We start from the raw sequence: 18,037 nt of genomic DNA, 5'->3' as shown, positions 1-18,037 counted from the left end.
TTTCGTACGAATATCCGCTGCCTCTTAGTGCAGGAAGGCGTCGCCGCCCAGATCGCCGCCGGCATGTCCGGCCAGATCGGTACCCGCATGAGTATCGGTGAAGAGGCTGGAATCGCTGTGTCCGGTAACCGACGAGTCCAGATGCGAACCGGCCGAACTGTCGAGTCCGGAACCGAAGGCATTCGAAACGTCCAGCGACGACCAGGTATTCGCGGTGGACCCGACGGTCGAGGCGGCGCCGCCGGTCAGTGCCGAACCGGCGTGACCGCCCAGATCCGCGGCGCCGTTTGCGGTGCCCTGTGCCGCGGCGCCGGAGTGCACCGTGGAGTCGACGCTCGACGAGAGTCCGCCGCCGAGGCCCGCATCCGCCGAGCCACCGACACCAGTGGAAAGGCCTGTGGCCAAACCGGTTCCGGCGTGCGCGCCACCGCCGAGGCTGGTTTCCAGGCCGCTGCCGGCCTGGACGCCACTGCTGATTCCGCTGGAAAGACCGGTCTCCAGACCCGTCCCCAGATGTGTTCCGGCGTCGACGGCGCCCTGCGCTCCAGTGGACACATTGCCGCCGAGCCCGGTGGCCGCACCGGCTCCGGTGGACAGCCCCGTCCCCAGACCGGTAGCCGCATGGCCCCCGGCATCAACGGCACCGCCCAAACCTGTGGAAAGCCCCGCACCGGCCTGCGCCCCGGCGCCGACCGCACCGCTCACACCCGCACCGAGCTCCGAACCTGCGTGCGCACCGACGCCGACAGCGCCATTCAGACCCGAGGACAGGCCCGCACCGAGATCGGCGCCCGCCTGCGCGCCGGCGCCGACCGCACCGCTCAGTCCGGATGCCAGGCCGCCACCGAGATCAGCACCAGCCTGTGCACCGGCGCCGACCCCCGTGGACAGCCCCGCACCGGCCTGCGTCCCGGCGCCGACCGCACCGCCCAGACCCGTGGACAAACCGCCGCCCAGATCAGCCGCGCCACCGATGGCACTGGAGAACCCGGACGTGGCGTGCGCACCAGCGTCACCGAGATCCGATCCGACCTGCGCACCGCCGCCGAGAGCACCACCGAGACTGCTCGACAACCCGCCACCGAGCTCAGTGCCCGCACCGAGCGCCGCACCAGTAGCCAAACTCGACTCCAGCCCCGTCGTCACCTGAGCACCGGTGCCGATCGCGGACGAAGCCCCGCTCGACACGCCGCCACCGAGCCCGGCCCCGGCATCCACCACACCGCCGAGCCCAGCCTCCAGCCCACCCCCGAGCCCACTTCCCGCATGCGCCCCCGCATCGAAAGCTCCCTCGATCCCCGAAGTAGCCTGCGCCCCAGCATCCACAACCCCATTCGCCCCTGTGGACAACCCACCCCCGACACCCGCACCGGCCTGCGCAGCCCCACCGATTCCAGTGGACAACCCCGCTTCCAGACCGCTCGCCGCCTGAGCACCTGCGTCGACAGCACCACCCAGACCGGTAGACAAGCCACCACCCAGATCGGCACCTGCCTGCGCACCGGCACCAAGCGCACCGCCGATTCCAGTGGACAGACCGGTTTCCAAGCCACCAGCAGCCTGCGCACCACCATCAACAGCACCACCCAGACCTGTGGACAAACCGCCGCCAAGGTCAGCACCAACCTGCGCACCGGCACCAGCCGCGCCCTCGAGACCAGTCGACAAACCGCCGCCGAGCTCAGAACCCCACTGCGCACCACCACCGATTCCAGTGGACAGACCGGTTTCCAAACCACCTGCAGCCTGCGCACCACCATCAACAGCACCACCCAGACCTGTGGACAAACCGCCGCCAAGGTCAGCACCAACCTGCGCACCGGCACCGGCTGCGCCCTCCAGACCGGTCGACAAACCGCCACCGAGCTGAGACCCCAACTGCGCACCACCATCGAGCGCGCCACCGATTCCGGTGGACAACCCGGATTCCAAACCACCAGCAGCCTGCGCACCAGCATCAACAGCACCACCGAGACTGGTGGACAAGCTGCCACCCAGATCGGACCCCGCCTGCGCACCGCTGCCAACGGCACCACTCAGACCCGTGGACAGGTCGGCACCCGCCTGGGCACCGGCACCCGCGGCGCCCCCCAGGCCGGTCGACAGACTGCCACCCAGATCAGCGCCAGCCTGTGTACCAGCGCTGACAGCGCCGCCAAGACCTGTGGACAAACCGCCGCCGAGGCCAGCACCGGCACCTGCCGCGCCCTCCAGACCAGTCGACACACTGCCGCCGAGCTCGGAACCCAGCTGCGCACCACCATCGAGTGCGCCACCGATTCCGGTGGACAAGCCGGTCTCCAGACCACCCGCCACGTGGGCGCCCGCATCAACAGCGCCACCCAGACCGGTGGACAAGCTGCCACCCAGATCGGAGCCCGCCTGTGCACCCGCGTTTACCGCCCCTGTCAGGCCTGTGGACAGATCGGCGTTCGCGTCGGCTGCGGTGCCGATTGCGCTGGAGAAGCCGGTCGATGCCTGGGCACCGGCGTCCAATGCGCCACCCAGGCTGCCACCGAGATCGGCGCCCGCGTCGACTGCGCCGCCGAGCCCGGTCTCCAAACCCGAAATCGCTTGTGCCCCTGCACCAATCGTGCCGCCGAGACCGGCACCGAGATCCGCACCGAGCTGACCACCCGCACCCACAGCACCATCGAGGCCCGTCGCGGCCTGCGCACCCGCATCAACCACACCACCCAGACCAGCACCCAAATCCGCGCCAACCTGACCACCCGCACCCACAGCACCACCGAGACCCGCCTCCAGACCCGCGCCGGCCTGCGTGCCCGCATTCACAACGCCGTTGAGGCCGGTCGAAAGGCTTGTGCCCAGGTCAGCGCCCGCTTGGGCACCGACGCCAAGGGCACCGCCGAGGTCGGCACCCAACTGGGTGCCCGCTCCGATGGCGCCGCTCAGCCCGGCACCGAGATCGGCACCCGCGCCGACTGCGCCACCGAGACCCGTCTCCAAGCCCGAAATCACCTGCGCGCCGCCGTTCAGGCCCGCGCCGAGAGCCCCCTCCAGACCCGCTCCGACCTGTGCTCCGGCACCGAGTGCACCCTCCAGACCAGTGGTGAGATCGGCGCCGGCCTGCGCTCCCGCGCCGAGCGCGCCACCCAGCGCAGCGCCGAGACCCGTCACGGCCTGTACACCGGCGCCGATGACGCCGCCGAGGCCGGCGGTCAAATCCGCGCCCGCGCCGACAATGCTGCCGAGACCGGCGCCGAGGTCGGCTCCGGCCTCCAGGCCCGCGCCGATCGCGCCGGTGAGCCCGGCACCCAGGTCGAGCCCGGCGCCGACGCCGAGGCCCAGGTCCGCGCCGAGGTCGATATCGGTGCCGAGGTCAACGCCCGCGTCGGCGGCCGCACCGAGTCCAACCGCGGCGGCGGTATTGGCGCCGGCGGCGGCACCGGCATCGACCGCCCCGGCGCCACCGGCCGCCACGATCGCCGACAGCTGTGAGCCGCCCGCGATCAGGGCCGATTCGGCGACCATGGGGGCGACGGCGGCGATATCCTCCGGCGTCACGGCGGGCAAACCGGCAGCTGCCAGTGCCTGGCCGGGGTTGGCGCAATAACCCACCGCGGCCTCGTGGTCACGGAGCAGGTTGAGAATGAACTCCAGAATCGCGTTGGGTGTCATCGAAATCATCTCCTGGATGAGCGGACCCTCGCGATCCGCAGTCGTTGGAATGCATTTCACGCTAGGGACGCCCGGCGTTACTCCGAAACGGGGCGCACCCCTACTACGAACCGCACGTTCCCGTTAGGGACCCCCGAACCATTAGGGGAATTTCCCCGCACCTTCCCCGACTCGGTAACGGCTGATGCCCAGCAACCGACAGAAGTGTTGCGGCTGGCAGGTCCATTGCGCCTTCCCGTCTATACAACAGCGACTACCGGGCCACACAGTTTTCGAACGGGGTTCTCGAATGACAGAGCGTCTGGCGCTCGGCATCACTGTCGGAGCGTCGAATTCGGTCGCCGTGGCGACCCCGGGGGACGGCAGCGACTATGACAGGGGTCACTCCGGCGACACTGTCATCACCCATCCGAGTGTGTTGCGCCTCGCCCCGCAGGCGGCGCCCGCGTTCGGGAGTGGCGCTCGCCCCACCGGCAGGCACTCCAGTGACGTTGTACTCGAGGGCTTCCTGGCCCGGGTCGGCGATCCGGTGGATATCCTCGCCGAGGACGGAACCGCCCACTCCGCAGCGGATCTCGTGGCCACCGCGGTCGGCTGTTTGATCGATGAGATCGGGGCCGGTGCCGCGCACTCCATGGTCGCCTGCCATCCGGCGTGGTGGTCGCGACATACCGTCGACGTGCAGCGGGCCGCGCTGGATCGCGCGGGCCTGCGCGAGGTGACCTTGGTTCCGGAGCCGACCGCGTCGGTGCGCTGGCTGGAGGCCGCGCACGGCCCGCTCGGCGACGGCACCGTTGTCGTATACGACCTCGGCGCTTCCGGTCTCACCGTCTCGGTGGTCCGCACCGGTGCGCAGGCGGCCGTGCTCGGCGCGCCATTGCGCACCACCGATGTCGCCGGTGCCGAATTCGATCTGTTGACCATGCGCTATGTCCTGGCTAATGCCTTACGTGGAAATGATTTCGATCCGTTCGATCCGGTGGTGGAACGGGAATTGTCGGCATTGCGCGATCGCTGCCGATATGCGAAAGAAGAGCTTTCCACAAATACCGCGACGGTTGTCCCGGTCCGTTTGGACCCGGACGATCACCACGCCGAAAATATCCGGCTGGTCCGCGACGAACTCGAGGACCTACTGCGAGGCCCCTTGCTCACCTCGCTCGATCTCATCCGCGACGCGGTACATCGCGCCGGACTCGATATCGGCAATATCGGCCGGGTGCTGCTCACCGGCGGCGGCGGCGCGATCCCGCTGGTGGCCGAGTTGATCTCCACCGAATTCGCACTTCCCGTGGTCGCGGCCCAGCAACCGCGGCTGACCAGCGCGCTCGGCGCCGCCGAACTGGCCGCGGACTTGATGTCGGTCACCGTGGATCGCACCCCGGTCGCAGTCATGGGCAGCAACGCGAAAACCGAGGAGCTGCCCACTGTGCCGCGGCCGGCCGAAAAGTCCGCGAACAGCTCCCGCGTGACCAACAGCGCGGTGGCAAGCGGCGGCCTTTCCCACGATGACACCGTGCCCAAAAAGACCCTGCCCGGCACGAGCGAGCGGCCCCGCCGCAGGCTCAGCGGCCGCCGGCGCGCCGCCATCATCGCGGGTGCGGCACTGGTGCTCGGCGCACTCGCGACCGGCACCGTCGCCATCGGCACCGGCGCGCAGCCCGGTCCGACCTCACCGGCGAGCTCCGATCCGACGACAACGCCGGGCGCTTCCGTCGTCGCGGCGACCAGTGACGGAAATCCCACCGGCTCGGCGACGACCTCGGCAAAGGATTCGCCGGTCGGCAGTCCGAAACCGAAACCCGCTGCGGGACAACCAGGTTCCGCCGCGACGAGCACCGTCGCGGTGGCGAGCAGCCAACCCGTCGCAGGCGAGTCCGCCGACGGCCAGACCACCCAGAGCCAACCGGCTCCCGCACCTGCCACGCAGCCGACGGCGGAAGCTCCGGCGACGCATACCCAACCCGCGCCACAACCGCAGCCGGCCCCGCAGACACCGACGCAGGTGCAGGTCCCGACCGTTCCGCCCGTGCAGACCAACTTGGGCGACACCTTGAGCGACACTCTCGGCGGCGTCCAATCCGCACTGCCCAAGATCCCCGGAGGCAGATGATGGGTGACATCGCCTTCGACACGCTGCCCTGCGCACGCGAGATCTTCCGCGAATTGGACTCCGCGGACCGGGAACCCGTCGTCTATCTGATCAGGGGCCGCTCCGGCTCCGGCAAATCCACCCTCCTTTCGGTGATCCGGGCCCGCCTGCGCGCCCACGGCATCCCGTTCCGAGACGACCCCGCAATGCCCGAACACCTTGCAGCACAAGCCGGCTCGGTCAACGGAGCGCATGCGATGGCAGACGCCCACCGCGCCGACGGGCAGCACCCTGACCACGACGATTCGCACACCATCGGTGCGGCCCACGCCACCGGCAACGGCCACGGAACCCGAACCGCCGAGAAAACCGGCATCATTCAGCGCACCGATAACGGAGCGCATCCGATCCACCGCCTCGACGGCGCACACCCACGGACACCACGCCCGGCCCTGATCATCGACAACGCCCACACCCTGAGCGACTCGGATCTCGAATCCCTCTGCGCGACCATCGAATCCGGCCGCTACACGGTCATTGTCGCGACCCAGCCACGCCCGCACGATCCGCATTTGCGCACACTCACCGATACCGTGGCCCGCCGCGGCCGAGTGGCCGATCTGCGCGCACTCGGTGTCTCCGATATCGCCCCGTTCGCCCGCGAGCTGGGTATGGCGGTGCCGCGCCCGGTCGCCCAGCACATCCATCGTCAGACCGCGGGCAGCCGCGGTGGCGTGGTGGCCGCGCTGACCGCCGCCTGCTCGGCCCGCCTCGATGCCGGCATCCGCGCCGTCGACGACGCCGTCGCCGCCTGGGCGCGCGCCCTTCTGGACAACCTCGAGCCCGATCTGCTGGAAACCCTGGTCGTCGCCACCACCGGCACCGGCCTTGACTCCTCCGAACTCACCGAGGTCCTCGGCGTGGACACCGCCGCGGCCCAAGAACTGATCGACCGGGCCAGGGCCAGTGCGCTGGTCACCGATGCCGATCTGCTGCTCGAACCCGCCGTCACACCGCTGCGCACCCTGCTCGGCGACCGCCGCTTCGTGGCCGTGCAGCGTCGTTTGCTCAACGCGCGACTGGATGCGGGCCTGCTGCGCGATCACACCGCGCTGCTGCTCGCCGAATCCGGCGTCCGCGACCAGCGTCTGGCCGAATTCCTCTGCGCCGCAGCCGAAAAGGCGGGACGTGAGGCCGTGCGCTACTACGCCGCCGCGGCGGCGACCGGCGCGGACCTCGACGTCATCGCGTTGCGCTGGGCGGAGGCGGCCGCATGCACCGGCGACGGCGATACCGCCATGCGACTTGCCGAACCGGTGCTGGCTCGTCCCGGTGTCACCGGCGCGGAACTGGCTGCGGCCGTGCGGATCTGCGCGGCGGTGCTGACCCGCCGCGGTCTGGTCGGGCGCGCGGCGCAACTGTATTCCTGGCTCGGCGCGCATCGGGTCGGTGCGGATTGGGCGGTCGGCGCGACCGTGCAGTATCTCGCCGGTGAGGTGACCACAGCCGCGGAGCTGTCCGAATCGGCGACGCAGTGGCCGCCGACCGAGGCCAACGCGCACGCACGCCTGATCGCCACGGCACTCGCGCGCACCATCGTCGAACACGGAACCGGCACCGCCACAGCCGTATCCGCGCTCATCCAGGCCGCGCAGGCCGATGCGGGCACCGATCGGTTCCTGCCGTGCACCGCGGTCTCCATCGCGACGCTGCTGTGCCTGAGCACCGGCGAACCGCGCCGTGCCGGTGAGGCGCTGCGCCGGGCCACCACCAGCGGTCTGCGCTGCCACCAGTTGCAGGTGCTGACCGCATGGGCGGCGATGCTCGGCGGCGACGAACAGGCCGCCGCGACCGCCGTCGCCGCGCTGCAAATGGATTCGCTCGATATCCGCGACCGCCTGCTCGCGCACGGTGTCGCGGTCGGTCTGGCCCGCCGCGGCGGCGATCACGCCGCACTCACCCGCGCCTGGCAGGCCGCCTATCCGCTCTTCGACGACGTCGACGCCGACCTGCTCACCCTGCTGCCGATCGGCGAACTGTGGCTCGCGGGCATCCGGCTGCGCGACGAACGCCGGATCGCACCGCTGGTCGACGCCAGCCTCGCGCTGCTGCGCCGACTCGACCAGCCGCCCGCCTGGGCCAATGCCTTCCACTGGTACGGCGTGCAGGCCGCGATCGCACACGAGAGTCCGGAGGAACTGCTCCCGCACGCCCGGCTGCTCAAGGCCGCGGCCGAGTCCGGCGACCGGCATGCCGCGATCCTCGCCGACGCGGGCCGCACCTGGGTGCTGGTGCTGCGCGGTCAGGTCGCCGCGGCCCCGGTGCAGGCGGCGGTCGCCGGACTCAGCGAGATCGGGCTGACCTGGGATGCCGCCCGGCTCGCGAGCGAGGCCGCACTCGCCGCCGCCGATTCCGCGACCGCGACCACCCTGCTGAAACTGGCCAGAACCGTCCGGGCCGACGCCCGTCCGCAGGAGCCCGCGGCTCGCCCGGCCGCAACGGCCGCGACCTCGGGCGACGGTCAGGCCGCCGCCCCGGAACCGGTCGCCGACGCGGCGATTCTCAGCGAACGTGAACGCGAGGTCGCCGAACTCGTCCTACTCGGTTTGACGTACCGGGAGATCGGCGCTCGCCTGTACATTTCCGCCAAGACGGTGGAGCATCATGTCGCCCGGATCCGACGCCGGATCGGTGCCCGTTCTCGTTCGGAGTTATTGTCGATGCTCCGCGCCATGGGACACGGCTCGCTGCTGGTGTGATCGGGGTGCGGCCCGATCCGTGACGCCGAAGCGAGGTATTGAGGATGGCCACTGGGGTGGGCCTGCGCATCGCCGAGGACAACTGCACAGCGGCCATCGTCACCGATAACGGCGAACCGACGTTCATCGTCCGCGAGTCGATCCTGCATATGTCCGATGACGGCGACACCGTCCTCGGCGGACCGGCCCCGGCCGGTCATACGCATTCGATCACCGGTTTCGCATCCTCGGTCGGCGATCCGGACGGTATCTCCGTCGACGCGGGCGAGGCCTACCGGGCCGAGGATCTGGTCGCGACCGCACTGTTCTGCCTGATCAATCTGACCGCCGAACATCTGAACGGCGCCGCCGAGTTCTACGCGACCTATCCCGCGGGCTGGCCCTCGGAGTACGTGCTCTCGCTCCGCGACGCACTGGACTACCTGGGCCTGAAATCGGTACTGCTGGTCAGCGAGGGCGACCTTCCTGGCAGCGACGCCGTCGCACCGGAAATGGCCTACGCCTACGACGCCGCGCGCGCCGCGCTGGCCGCGGTGCTGGCGACCCCGGCGGGCGCGACCCCGCCGGATCCGAGCAATGCCGAGAACTCGACCGTGGTCACCGATGTCATCCCGGCGGTGCCGACGCCCGAGGTGCAGCCGCAGGCCTATTCGGCGGCGATGCCGGTGGCCGCACCGCTGGTCGCGGCGACCGCGGTCGAGGCGACCACCCCGGAGCCGCCGCCGGCCGCGACACCCAAGAAAGACCGCGGCACACCACTGCTGATCGCGGTCGCGGTCGGCATCGGCCTGATACTCGGCGGCATCGGTGTCGCCGTGCTGTTCCGTGATCCTGGCTCGACACCGGTGCCGCCGGTGCGTGACGCCAAATCCGACCAGGTCTCGACGAGCCCGACCCCACAGCCGCCGGTGGACCTACCGACCGTGCCGGAAACCACGCCGCCGACCACCGAACCGCCCGTCGTCATCACCAGCAGCGAACCGGAGACCACCGAGCCGCCGACGACGACACCGACCACCACACCCGCACCGACCACGACGACACCGCCGACCACCACCCGGCCGAGCCGGACCACGACCACTCGTCCCGGCTTCCCGTGGACGCCGCCGACGTGGACGCAACTGCCGTGGCAGCAGCCGATTCCGTTCGAGTTGGCGCCTCCTGGTTGATTTCGCAGCGACCTACCGGGGTTTGTGCCTTAAAGTGATCCGCTGACCGGTGTAGTGGGTGGCACATCTCGTGCCGACGAAGGGACTTCATGCGCAAGTTGGTGGCGCGCAGCGCCGCGGTCAAGGCAGCTTCGATCGGATTCGCCGCGACCGTTTTCATCGCACCCCTGCTCGTCACCACCGCCGCTTCGGCCGAACCGACAGCACCCGGGCAGCTTTCCGCCGAGAACCTGCCGCCCGAACTCGTCGAGGCCATTTCCCGCGATCTGAAGATGACGCCCGCGGAGTATCTGGAACGCTCCGCCAAGGCCCAGGAGCTCAGCGAATACGCGGAGTCGTTCCGCAGCGAGCGCCCCGACACCTACGCGGGCGCCTGGCTCGGCACCGACGGTAAGCCGGTCGTCGCGGTCACCTCGGTCGACGCCGCCAAGATCGCCGCGGCCGACGGCTACCAGACCCATCTGGCCCCGATCTCGGCGAACGGCCTGGAGAACTCGCTGATGCAGCTGAATCAGTGGATCAACACGCTGCCCAAGGAGATCTCCCAGTCGATCAACTCCGTCGCGGTCGACTTCCTCAACAGCCAGCTCGTGCTGTCGGTCGCCAATACGCCGGTTGGCCACGCGCTGAACCTGCCGACCCTGATCGCCAACGTCAAGGTCATCCTCTCACCCAATAGCGGCGGCCCGATCGAACGCCGTCCGATGGGCGGCGACACCTACATCACCGCGCCGACCTCGCTGAAGGACACCTCGCTGCGCGGCGTCGATGTCTGCTCGTTCGGCTTCAACAGCGTGGACGCGGCGGGTAACGCGCTGAACATCAGCGCGGGCCACTGCGACCCGAACCTGGAAAAGGACGACCAGCACGCCGCGGTCTACCTGCCCAATGTCAGGGACATCCCGAACAGCATCGAGCTCGGCAATTTCGTCAAGGCGCGCCTCGGCGGCCCGACCGCGCTCGACTACTCCGTCATCAAGCTCAACGAGCGCTCGGTCAATGCGGGCATGGACCAGCCGTCGGTGCGCGGCTCCAATGGCACCACACTGACCATCACCGGCACCGCCGAGCCGGTCACCGGCGCCCCGATCTGCAAGTCGGGCCAGTCCTCCACCTTCACCTGCGGGTTCGTGGTGGCCGATCGGGTCGAAACCCAGCTGTACACCGCCGAGGGCGTGAGCAAGACCGTGCGCGGCTTCGCCAGCTCGGCCTGCACGCTCGGCGGTGACAGCGGCGGCGCGATCGTCTCCGGCACGTTGGCCCTGGGCATCACCAGCGGTTCCAATGCCGCCGACGCGCCCGACTGCAACGAGGCCAATATCGCCCTCGCCCAATACGGCGGCACCGCGACGCTCGGTATCCCGATCCGCTCGATCCTGGCCGATATCGATGCGTCCGCCGGCGGCGGCGTCGGCACCGGCATCGCGCTGCGGACCCGTCCGAACGCCGGGTGAGAGGGCTTGTCGGACACCGTATTTCCGACAAACCGACCGCCGGTCCATTAGTGGGCCGAACAACATCTCGACATAAGTAGGCATAACCGGCCGGACACTTTAAGGTATGGGCATGCTCCTGCCACGTATAGGTCAGTTCCGATCAGCAGCGCGACAGACCCGGGTCCGAAAAACAGTTATCGCCGCCTCGGCGGCGATTCTGCTGTTCGGTCCAACGGCAGCAGTGGCGAACGCAGAACCCGACCAGCCGGCCCTGCCCGCCGACCTGGCCGCCGCGGTCGCGCGCGATCTGAAGATCTCCCCCGAGGAGTACCTGCACCGGGCCGATCTGGCTCAGCAGCTCGCGGCCTTCGCCACTACAGCGCAGCGCCAGTTCCCGCAGGTCTTCGCGGGTTCGTGGCTCGCTGACGGCGGCAAAGCGGTAGTGGCGCTCGCACAGGGCCCGGGTGCCGACGAGGCGCGCCAGGCGGCCACGTCGGCCGGATTCGAGGTCCGCAATGTCGCCAAGAGCGAGGCGGCGCTGCGCGGCGAGAAGAGCGCGTTCGAACGCTGGCTGGAGGGGCAGCCCGAGGCGGTCTCCGCGCTGGTGCGCGGTGTGGTGGTCGATCCCGTCAACAACAGCATCGCGGTGCGGGTCGAGCAGGCCGGCCTGCCGATGCCGAACTTCGTCGACCCGTCGCGGGTCATCGTGACGGTCCCGCCGATCGCCGGTGAGCAGCTGCAGACCACCCCGGTCGCGGCTGCGATGCAGACCGGTCCGCTGGCCGGTGGCGACGGCTTCGCCTCGATCGCCGGGAAGACGTCGCTGCGCTGCTCGCTCGGCTTCAACGGCACGGACCGGGCAGGCAACGTCGTGAACATCACCGCGGGCCACTGCAATCCGGACATTCCGTCGGCGGGTTCGGGGAATGCGGCCGGCGTCTACGAGCTGGCCGGCGATCGGGCAGGTGCGCAGGTGGGCACGTTCCAGAAGTCGGTGCTCGGCTCGCAGGACTACTCGATCATCCGGATCAACGATCAGGCCAAGGACCGGTTCAGCAACAACTTCGTGCGCCAGCCCGGTCAGCCGGTCGCGGTCGAGGGCGTTGCCGTGCCGGTGGTCGGTGCTCCGGTCTGCAAGTCCGGTGCGCGCACCGGCTTCAGCTGCGGCATCGTGAACGCCGTCGACCAGACCGTGCAGGTCGGTGACCGGGAGCTCACCCAGGCCTTCTCCGCCAACATCTGCGCACTGCCGGGTGACAGTGGCGGCGCGATCGTGTCCGGCCGGATGGCACTGGGCATCTCCAGCGCGTCGTCGGTGGCCGACTTCCCGATCTGTGAGATCCCGAATCTGATCGGTGCACTCACCGGCAATGCCCCGCAGCTGTTCGCCCAGCCGGTCAGCGTCGTTCTTTCGGACAACCCGGGCCTGAAGGTCAACAACTAGCAGAACTCCCGCGAAGGGCCGACAGCAGCAATGCTGTCGGCCTTTTTGCTGTTCCTTGGGCTCGATCCACTGAACTTGCGTTGCCCGAGACCGCCGCTGGCGACTGCTTGCAGGTCGCTCGAAAAGGTCAGCAAATGCCCTGTGGGGCCCGGCGACCTTCCGGCATCCTGGAATGCATGTGTTTGGTGTTGATCGGTTGGCGGGTCCATCCGGAGTATCGGTTGATCGTCGCGGCCAACCGCGACGAGTTCTACTCTCGCCCGACCGAGTCGATGCGATGGTGGTCCGAGGTGCCCGGACTGCTGGCCGGGCGGGATCTCGGGGCGCTGCGCAAGGTCGCGGGCGATCCGCCGGGTACCTGGCTCGGGTTGACGCGGGAAGACAAGGGCCGCAATCGATTCGCCACCGTCACCAATGTGCGCAATCCGAAGGACGAACGCGGCGATGCCCGTTCGCGCGGCGCGCTGCTGATGGATTTCCTGCGCGGCATCGGTGACCAGCGTGAACTACTGGGCCCGGAGCAGTATGTGCTCGACGTAGCCGCCGCCCCCGACGACTACAACGGCTACAACGTGCTGGTCTCGGATCTCGAATCGCTGTGGTGGCACTCCAACCGCAGTGCACGACCGCCCCAGGAGCTGACACCGGGCTTCCATGGCGTATCCAACGGCATGTTCATCACCTCGGCCGCACCGGGCCCGGGGGCGGCATTCGAAGCGCCCCAATCCATTTGGCCCAAGGTACGCGACGGTCTCACCGACCTGCGCACGGTGGTCGAATCGGATCCAGGCAATGTCGCGCGCTACTTCGCGGTGCTGGCCGACCGCACCGCAGCACCCGATGATCTGTTGCCGCACACCGGAGTTCCGCTGCGGCGCGAGCGTGCGCTCTCGGCCAGATTCATCGCCAACGCACTGCACGGGACCAGGGCGAGCACGGTCTTACTGGTGCGCGAGGACGGTTCGTTCGAGATGGCCGAGCGTTCCTTCGGGCGCTTCGGACGGCACAGGGGCGAGGAAATCTTCAGCGGCAGTTTGGATTTGCGCGAGCACCAGGCCTGAAACGCAAACGGCCCGCTCCTGATGGGAGCGGGCCGGTCGAGTTCGATCGAGATCAGTTCGGCTGCTGAGCCGGCACCGGCTGCTGAGCCGACGCAGGCTGCTGGGCCGGCACCGACTTCTCGGCGAACTTGGTGGTGCCGGGCGCCGCCTGCAGAGTGTTGACCAGGTCGATGCCCGCGAGGGTCAGGATCGGACCACCGACGGCGAGCGTGCCGAGGATGCCACCGATACCCGCGCCCGCGATCGCGGCCGGAATGCAGCCGACACCGAGCAGTGGCAGGCCGAGGATGCAGCCGATGACACCACCGGCGACGACACCGATGGCGGTGCCGACGAAGCCGCCGACCGCCGTGGCGATGCCGAACTGAGTGGAGAACTCGTTCATTGCCCGCTGGTCTTCATCCGGGGAGGCGATCGGCTTGGCGACGGCGTTGACCGTATTCACCTTTTGCTCGATCTTGACGCTCTGGTCCGGGGTCAGTTCGAGGACCTTGCCGTCGTCCTTCACAACCGGCTTGACGTCGACCGGGGTCTGGTCGACATCGACGTCGAGCGGCACCGAGACGACGGTGTTGCCGAGTTCATCCTTGACCGTGTAGAGGTCTGGTTCCTTCAATTCCTCGTCGGACTTCGTCAGCTCGAAGGTCCCCCCCTTGAGCGTGGCGACGACCGTCTTGTCCACGAGCTTCACGGAGTAGCTGATCGGTTGAGCTGCCGCGGGGGCGGGCTCGGCGTGAGCAACTCCGAATCCGATGGTCATCGCGCCGATGACCATCGTGGCAGCCGCGGTGGTGCTGCGGAGATTCATTCAGTTTCCAATCCATCATCAGGGTTGTCCGCGCGCCGCTTCCGTACACGCGAGAGCGCTCATCAACCCGAGGTGGTCGGACCCCGGATTCTCCCCGAGCAGTGTGAAAGACAGGCACATCAAACAGAACGTGGTGAGCGTAATCGAACCGACATGAAGATGCGAGATCGACTATTCCCACTGTGATCTCGGCGTGACATAAGCCTGTCCTTACCGCCGAGCGGGCACCGCGCATTGTTTACGGTGGTTGTCGCCCCGAACCACCCCCGGATCGCGCGATCTTCGTGAAATCCATCACAGGCGAAAATCCGGTCAAGCCCCAGGAAGAGGGGGCAAGAGCCAACCGCCGATCGTACGATAGACAGGTAAGTTACCGGTGGGTAACTTACCTGCAGTTAGGATACGAGCCAACCGGGTGGCGAGATCGCCGCCCACGCTCGTGTTGCCTCTAAAGAAAGGTCGCGACATGAATGCCCTGACATTGACGCTGGGCACGATTGGTGTGGCGTTCAGCCTGCTGGGTTGGGCATCATTCGTCGGTGGCGTCGGCAAAATGACCCGCGCGATCATGATCGGCCAGCCCGCGCCGGATCGTTGGCGACCATTCTTCCCGCGCTTGAAGACGATGATCGTCGAATTCCTCGCCCACACCCGGATGAACAAATTCCGCACGGTCGGCTGGGCGCACTGGCTGGTGATGATCGGCTTCCTCGGCGGTTTCATCCTGTACTTCGAGGCGTACGGGCAGACCTTCGATCCCGAATTCCACTGGCCGATCATCGGCGGCTGGGGCATCTACCACCTGTGGGACGAACTGCTCGGCATCGGCACCGTGATCGGCATCCTGGTGCTGATCGCCATTCGCCAGCTCAACCACCCGCGGGTGCCCGCGCGACTGTCGCGATTCAGCGGTTCCCGGTTCGCTCCGGCCTATGTCATCGAGGCGATCGTTTTCCTCGAGGGCATCGGCATGGTCATGGTGAAGGCGGGCAAGATCGCCACCTACGGCCACTCCGAGGCGTGGACCGACTTCTTCACCATGCAGGTGGCCAAGCTGCTGCCCTCCAGCGTGGCGATGGTCGCCATCTTCGCGTTCATCAAGATGGTTTCGGGCAGCACCTTCCTGCTGCTGGTCGGTCGCAATATCAACTGGGGTGTCGCCTGGCACCGGTTCGCGGCCTTCTTCAATATCTACTTCAAGCGTGAGGACGACGGCGGCGTCGCACTTGGCGCCGCGAAGCCGATGATGTCCAGGGGCAAGCCGGTCGATATGGAGACCGCCGACCCGGATGTCGACACCTTCGGCGCGGGCCGGGTCGAGGACTTCTCCTGGAAGGGCTGGCTGGACTTCACCACCTGCACCGAATGCGGTCGCTGCCAGTCGCAGTGCCCGGCCTGGAATACCGGTAAGCCGTTGTCGCCCAAGCTGCTGATCATGTCGCTGCGCGACCACGGTGTCGCCAAGGCGCCGTACCTGCTGGCCGGTGGCCGCAAGGATATGGGCGGCGACGAGATCGGCCTGGTCGACGGCGACGGCAAGCCTGACGAGGCGAAGCTGGCCAAGATCTCCGAACTGGCCAAGGCCGAGGCGGAGCGCCCGCTGGTCGGCGGCGAGGACGTCAACGGCATCATCGACCCCGAGGTGCTGTGGAGCTGCACCACCTGCGGTGCGTGCGTCGAGCAGTGCCCGGTCGATATCGAGCATGTCGACCACATCATCGATATGCGCCGCTACCAGGTGTTGATCGAGTCGGAGTTCCCCTCCGAGCTGGCCGGTTTGTTCAAGAACCTGGAGAACAAGGGCAACCCGTGGGGCCAGAACGCCAAGGACCGGCTGAACTGGATCAACGAACTCGACTTCCAGATCCCGGTCTTCGGCCAGGATGCGGACTCCTTCGACGGGTACGAGTATCTGTTCTGGGTCGGCTGTGCGGGTGCGTACGAGGATCGCGCCAAGCGCACCACCAAGTCTGTCGCGGAGCTGCTGGCCACCGCGGGCGTGAAGTTCATGGTGCTCGGCGCCGACGAGACCTGCACCGGTGACTCCGCGCGCCGGGCGGGTAACGAATTCCTGTTCCAGCAGCTCGCGCAGCAGAACATCGAACTGTTGAACTCGGTGTTCGAGGGTGTCGAGCAGTCGCGCAAGAAGATCGTCGTCACCTGTGCGCACTGCTTCAACGCGCTGAACAACGAGTACCCGCAGGTCGGCGGCACCTACGAGGTGGTGCACCACACCCAGCTGCTGAACCGGCTGGTGCGCACCAAGCAGCTGATCCCGGTCGCCTCGGTATCGCAGAATGTCACCTACCACGACCCGTGCTACCTGGGCCGCCACAACAAGGTCTACAACGCACCGCGCGAGTTGATGGAAGCCTCCGGCTCCACCCTCGTCGAAATGCCCCGGCACGGCGAACGTTCCATGTGCTGTGGCGCCGGTGGCGCGCGGATGTGGATGGAAGAGCAGCTCGGCAAGCGGATCAATATCGATCGCGTCGACGAGGCGCTGTCCACCTTGAACGGTGGCAACGAACCGTCCAAGATCGCGACCGGCTGCCCGTTCTGCCGCGTCATGCTCACCGACGGTGTCACCGCCCGCAAGGACAGCGGCGAGGTCGGCCAGGGCGTCGAGGTCGTCGATGTCGCCCAGTTGATGCTCGATGCCATCGACCGGGTCGACCCGTCGAAGCTCACCGAGAACCTGACCGTGGTGCAGGAACCGAAGCAGGTCTCCGAGCCGGAACCGGTTGCCGCCGAGCCCGAACCGGCACCGGCGGCCGAAGCGCCCGCCGAACCGAAGGCGGCTCCGGCTGGTGGTGGTCTTGCGATGAAGGGCGGTGGCAAGGCACCCGGTGGTCTGGGTATGAAGGGTGCGGCCAAGGCACCAGGTGGTGGTCTCGGCATGAAGGGCGCCGCGAAGGCGCCCGGCGCCAAGGCGACCCCGGCTCCGGCCGAGGACACCGCGGCAGCGGCGACTGCTCCGGCCGCACCCGTCAAGGGCCTCGCGATGAAGGGCCCCGCCAAGGCACCGGGCAAGGGCCTCGGCATGAAGGGCGCGGCAAAAGCGCCCGGCGCCAAGGCAACTCCCGACGCCGCCACCGAAGCAGCACCCGCTGCCGAGGCACCGGCAGCACCGCCGGTCAAGGGCCTGGCAATGAAGGGTCCGGCGAAGGCACCGGGCAAGGGGCTCGCCATGAAGGGCGCGGCAAAGGCACCCGGAGCCAAGGCACCGGAAGCCTCGGCCCCCGCCGAAGCGGCCCCGGTAGCGGAAACCCCCGCGACCGAACCGGTTTCGACCCCGACCGAAACCAAACCGTCCATCCCCGCCAAGGGCCTGGCCATGAAGTCCGGTTTCAAACGCCCCGGCCCCAAGGCCCCCGGCACGGCCACCCCGGCTCCCGCCGAACCGGCCTCCGCCACCCCGGAAGCCGCAACGGAACCCGCCGACGAACCGGCCCAGCCCACCAACGGCAACGGCACCCCAGCCGTGGCACCTCCACCCGCCAAGCCCGGCGGCCTCGGCTTCAAATCCGGCGCCAAGGCCCCCGGCCGCAAGAACTGACGGGTAAGCGGAAACAAGTGAGCGGCCCGGGTGCGCATTGCGCACCCGGGCCGCTTGCTTTTCGTTG

Annotated in this window: 9 protein-coding genes; 7 read left to right on the top strand and 2 right to left on the bottom strand. The window is 68.4% G+C overall.

Annotated elements, in window-relative coordinates; genetic code table 11:
• Positions 1 to 24: 24 nt before the first annotated feature.
• Positions 25 to 3,642, bottom strand: a complete 3,618-nt coding sequence (locus ACZ60G_RS31890; protein ID WP_465814857.1) for an IniB N-terminal domain-containing protein — start codon at positions 3,640 to 3,642, stop codon at positions 25 to 27.
• Between the two features lie 289 nt (positions 3,643 to 3,931).
• On the opposite strand from ACZ60G_RS31890, the gene ACZ60G_RS31885 reads away from it, so the two are divergent.
• From ACZ60G_RS31885 to ACZ60G_RS31860, 6 genes are all read left to right on the top strand, one after another.
• On the top strand, positions 3,932 to 5,755 hold the full coding sequence (locus ACZ60G_RS31885) for an Hsp70 family protein (RefSeq protein ID WP_465814855.1): 1,824 nt from the start codon (positions 3,932 to 3,934) through the stop codon (positions 5,753 to 5,755).
• Positions 5,755 to 8,493 (top strand): LuxR C-terminal-related transcriptional regulator, encoded by a 2,739-nt coding sequence (locus ACZ60G_RS31880; RefSeq protein WP_465815007.1) that lies wholly within the window; start codon positions 5,755 to 5,757, stop codon positions 8,491 to 8,493. The genes ACZ60G_RS31885 and ACZ60G_RS31880 overlap by 1 nt, the downstream gene beginning before the upstream one ends.
• Positions 8,494 to 8,537: 44 nt before the next feature.
• Positions 8,538 to 9,662 carry a hypothetical protein gene (locus tag ACZ60G_RS31875; RefSeq protein ID WP_465814853.1) on the top strand — a complete coding sequence of 375 codons (1,125 nt, stop codon included), beginning with the start codon at positions 8,538 to 8,540 and terminating at the stop codon, positions 9,660 to 9,662.
• Positions 9,663 to 9,751: 89 nt separating this feature from the next.
• Positions 9,752 to 11,116, top strand: a complete 1,365-nt coding sequence (locus ACZ60G_RS31870) for a S1 family peptidase (protein WP_465814851.1) — start codon at positions 9,752 to 9,754, stop codon at positions 11,114 to 11,116.
• 223 nt (positions 11,117 to 11,339) lie between these two features.
• Positions 11,340 to 12,542 (top strand): S1 family peptidase, encoded by a 1,203-nt coding sequence (locus ACZ60G_RS31865; RefSeq protein ID WP_465814849.1) that lies wholly within the window; start codon positions 11,340 to 11,342, stop codon positions 12,540 to 12,542.
• A 176-nt stretch (positions 12,543 to 12,718) separates the two neighbouring features.
• Entirely contained in the window at positions 12,719 to 13,603 is an 885-nt protein-coding gene (locus ACZ60G_RS31860) for an NRDE family protein (protein WP_465814847.1), read from the top strand.
• 52 nt (positions 13,604 to 13,655) lie between these two features.
• On the opposite strand, the gene ACZ60G_RS31855 is transcribed toward ACZ60G_RS31860, so the two are convergent.
• Positions 13,656 to 14,411 carry a DUF8020 domain-containing protein gene (locus tag ACZ60G_RS31855; protein WP_465814845.1) on the bottom strand — a complete coding sequence of 252 codons (756 nt, stop codon included), beginning with the start codon at positions 14,409 to 14,411 and terminating at the stop codon, positions 13,656 to 13,658.
• Between the two features lie 466 nt (positions 14,412 to 14,877).
• Between ACZ60G_RS31855 and ACZ60G_RS31850 the strand changes: the two genes are divergently transcribed.
• Positions 14,878 to 17,970 carry a (Fe-S)-binding protein gene (locus ACZ60G_RS31850; protein ID WP_465814843.1) on the top strand — a complete coding sequence of 1,031 codons (3,093 nt, stop codon included), beginning with the start codon at positions 14,878 to 14,880 and terminating at the stop codon, positions 17,968 to 17,970.
• Positions 17,971 to 18,037: the final 67 nt, after the last annotated feature.

It is taken from the genome of Nocardia sp. NPDC102475 (genome assembly GCF_055584605.1).
Note: the sequence above shows the minus strand (reverse complement) of the source record. Positions and strands in the feature narration are given on the sequence as shown.

Coding starts and splice junctions, on each gene's coding strand:
- ACZ60G_RS31870 (WP_465814851.1), top strand. CDS start 9,752: ATGCGCAAGTTGGTGGCGCGCAGCGCCGCGGTCAAGGCAGCTTCGATC.
- ACZ60G_RS31875 (WP_465814853.1), top strand. CDS start 8,538: ATGGCCACTGGGGTGGGCCTGCGCATCGCCGAGGACAACTGCACAGCG.
- ACZ60G_RS31850 (WP_465814843.1), top strand. CDS start 14,878: ATGAATGCCCTGACATTGACGCTGGGCACGATTGGTGTGGCGTTCAGC.
- ACZ60G_RS31890 (WP_465814857.1), bottom strand. CDS start 3,642: ATGACACCCAACGCGATTCTGGAGTTCATTCTCAACCTGCTCCGTGAC.
- ACZ60G_RS31885 (WP_465814855.1), top strand. CDS start 3,932: ATGACAGAGCGTCTGGCGCTCGGCATCACTGTCGGAGCGTCGAATTCG.
- ACZ60G_RS31860 (WP_465814847.1), top strand. CDS start 12,719: ATGTGTTTGGTGTTGATCGGTTGGCGGGTCCATCCGGAGTATCGGTTG.
- ACZ60G_RS31880 (WP_465815007.1), top strand. CDS start 5,755: ATGGGTGACATCGCCTTCGACACGCTGCCCTGCGCACGCGAGATCTTC.
- ACZ60G_RS31855 (WP_465814845.1), bottom strand. CDS start 14,411: ATGAATCTCCGCAGCACCACCGCGGCTGCCACGATGGTCATCGGCGCG.